Origin of the sequence: Acidovorax delafieldii 2AN, from assembly GCF_000175235.1 — a bacterium.
GTDB lineage: Bacteria > Pseudomonadota > Gammaproteobacteria > Burkholderiales > Burkholderiaceae_C > Acidovorax > Acidovorax delafieldii_B.
Window position 1 is genome coordinate 1 of the sequence record NZ_ACQT01000596.1, and the last position, 731, is coordinate 731.

Annotated in this window: 2 pseudogenes; both read left to right on the forward strand. The window is 68.0% G+C overall.

Annotated features, from left to right (window positions below):
* A pseudogene (locus ACDELDRAFT_RS23275) lies at positions 1 to 190 on the forward strand (efflux transporter outer membrane subunit); the annotation flags it as partial.
* A gap of 97 nt (positions 191 to 287) precedes the next feature.
* Positions 288 to 731: pseudogene (locus ACDELDRAFT_RS23280) on the forward strand (biotin/lipoyl-binding protein); the annotation flags it as partial.

The following is a 731-nucleotide window of genomic DNA, read 5'->3' on the forward strand; positions in this document are numbered from 1 at the left end:
CGCCGATGCCGCCGGCAATGCGGCCCTGCTGGCCCAGCAGCGCTACCGCAGCGGGCTGATCGATTTCCAGTCGGTGCTCGAAACCCAGCGCACGCTGCTGTCCACCCAGGACAGCGTGGCCACCACGGTGGCCAGCGTCTCTGCCGACCATGTGCGTCTGTACAAGGCGCTCGGCGGCGGCTGGCGGTAACGCCTTTCCGGAGAACCTGTTCCGTGCCTTGGAGGGGCCTCCAGAGATATCGGGCAGGGTTACTGCATACCTTCTCAAAAAAGCGAATGTGATTGCCATGACGTCCATCGACAAGAACGCAACGAAACCAGCCTCTTCCGGGCCCTCCACGCCCGGCGATCTGCAGGCACTGCTGGGTGGCGGCAAGCCACGCCGCTGGTGGCAGCGGTCCACGCTGTGGCTGGGCGTGGCGGTGCTGGTGGCCGCGGGTGCGGGCATTGCCTACTGGCAGGGCCACCAGCGCGCCAGCGCTGCCCCGGTCTATGTGACCGAAGAGGTGCGGCGCGGCAACCTCACGCTCAATGTGTCGGCCAATGGCACCTTGCAGCCCACGCGCGCGGTGACCATCGGCAGCGAGCTGTCGGGCACCGTGGGCCGGGTGCTGGTGGACGTGAACGACAAGGTCCGGAAGGGCCAGGTGCTGGTCGAACTTGACACGGCCAAGCTCGACGCGCAGGTGCTGCGCTCGCGCGCCTCGCTGGCATCGGCCCAGGCGCGGCTG